A 1962-nucleotide genomic window follows, 5' to 3' on the forward strand; every position below is an offset into this window, starting at 1 on the left:
CTGAAGTTCCCCCATTGACAAAAGGCGTCGGAGTATGTAGGGTAAACCTTTGGAGGATTTTGACTCCGGTTTTACTGGGTACAAATCAGAGAAACGCCGAGTAAATCCAAAGCTTTTTGTTGCACAATTGTTGGTTGAGTAATCTTATCGAAAACCCAACTAGCACCCTCCATAGTTGCCAGAATTTCATTGTGGGCGATCGTACCCAAATCTGCGAGTATTGTTTGGAAGCTATGTACTGGCAAATTATCGGCAGTTCGCTTGGTTCTCGCCTTGGCACGAGTGCGATCGCTCTTGGCGGCTTTCACCACTGATTCTTGCTGTTGGTGAGCCGATTCCCAATCGTCCTCATCAAATAGCATCGGAGCCAACAGAGAACGCATTTGCCATTCTACATAATAGGCTAACATACATAAAAATACGTGAGCCTTAACTCGAGCGCCCAGGCGGTGGTAAATCGGTCGCACCTTTAAATCGACAGTCTTAAAACTCCGAAAAGCTTGTTCTACTTGGGACAGGCTTTTATAAGCTCTCACCGTTTCTGTTGGCGATAAAACTTCTGACTCGACTGAAGTCCGAATCACGTACAAACCGTCAAGAGCTGCTTCGTTTTCAATACTTTGCGTGTTTCTTTCGTAGCAGAAGCTGTTCTCTTGAAAATCAAGTTTGAAATGCTTGGCAACTTTGTAACGATTCACCACTTTTCCCACTTTGAGAGCAATATTTGATGCCCCTTTTAAACGTCGCTTCTCTCTAGTTGTCGCAGCAGCGATTTTGGCTAATTCTTTTTCGGTGGCTTGCAACAATTCCTCTCTGGTTTTGGCTCGTTCTGCTGCCAGCATCGGATTGCGACAGGCGATTAAGCGTTCTCCCGGATACTCAGATGACGATATTTCAGCGATATTTTTTTCATCAAATAAAGAGAGTTGAATCGATTCTTGCTCGACGAGGGTGCGGATTTGTACCGAACGCAGCGCGCTAATCCAATCGAAAGCGCGATCGTTAGCTTGAAAATGTTGTTGAATTGTAGTTGAAGAGATAATACCTCGATCGCCCACCCAAATTATTTTAGCAATCCCAAATCTTTCTTTGAGTTTGGTAATTTGATTGGTGAGCGTTGTCGGGTCAGCAGTATTGCCTTCAAATACTTCGATCGCGATCGGACAGCCAGAAGCATCGCACATTAATCCGAATACGATTTGCAATTTACCTCTTTTGCCATCCCGATTGTAACCGTACCGGGCTAGGGGGCAAGTTTTGCCCTCAAAATAGCTGCTCGATACATCATACAGTACCAATGTTGATGATGCCAGATGAAGAGAGGCCAAATTATTTTCGATCGATTCTTGTCTGGATAAGAGCCAATCCATTGCCAAATATAGTTCATCTTCATCGGCACCCTCAATGCCTAAGATTTTGCCAATACTCGAAAAACAAGTTTCTTCGTTGAATCCTCTCGCGGTGGCGAGTTTCGAGCGCGGGTCGATAATTCTGGCAATTATCATCGCCAATACCAATCTTCTGTTGCGACTATTTTCGGAACTAATTAAGTTGTGTAAGCCAGTGTTTTTCAGGCAGCCCAATACTGCTGCTACGTGGCCGTGTGGGCGCGAACGGGTGATTTTAAAAGAATCAGGCAAAGAAGCGATCGTTACGCCACCTTTTAACAAGGCTTGCAGTCCATCTATGGCATGGTCGGGCAATTTAGACAAGTTTGCCAGAGTGCGTTTCCGTACTTTTGAACCTTCGCGGTAGGACTCGCGAAGTAATACGGCCGGCGGAGAATTTCTGTTTGGAACACGTTCGATATACATGACTACAATTATACCGCGAGCGCTGACTAAAGACTCTAAAGAAATCCTTAAATTACATGGGTACACGCTTGGGGGTAAAAAGGCGATCGTTCCTTGTAGTGCAAGGGTTTGTGAGATTTGAACATTCCCCCTACTGGGGGAACTTCAG

At 45.1% G+C, this 1962-nt stretch carries 1 protein-coding gene; it reads right to left on the reverse strand.

Annotated features, from left to right (window positions below; translation table 11 throughout):
- Positions 1-71: 71 nt before the first annotated feature.
- A complete protein-coding gene (locus Q5691_RS27470) occupies positions 72-1814 on the reverse strand; it encodes an IS1634 family transposase (protein ID WP_333217131.1) in 1743 nt (580 codons plus the stop codon).
- Positions 1815-1962 lie beyond the last annotated feature (148 nt).

The organism is Microcoleus sp. w1-18aA5 (genome assembly GCF_036701705.1).
Classification (GTDB): domain Bacteria; phylum Cyanobacteriota; class Cyanobacteriia; order Cyanobacteriales; family Microcoleaceae; genus Microcoleus.

Excerpts from the sequence above, each read along its gene's own strand:
- Q5691_RS27470 (WP_333217131.1), bottom strand. The coding sequence starts at position 1,814 with ATGTATATCGAACGTGTTCCAAACAGAAATTCTCCGCCGGCCGTATTA.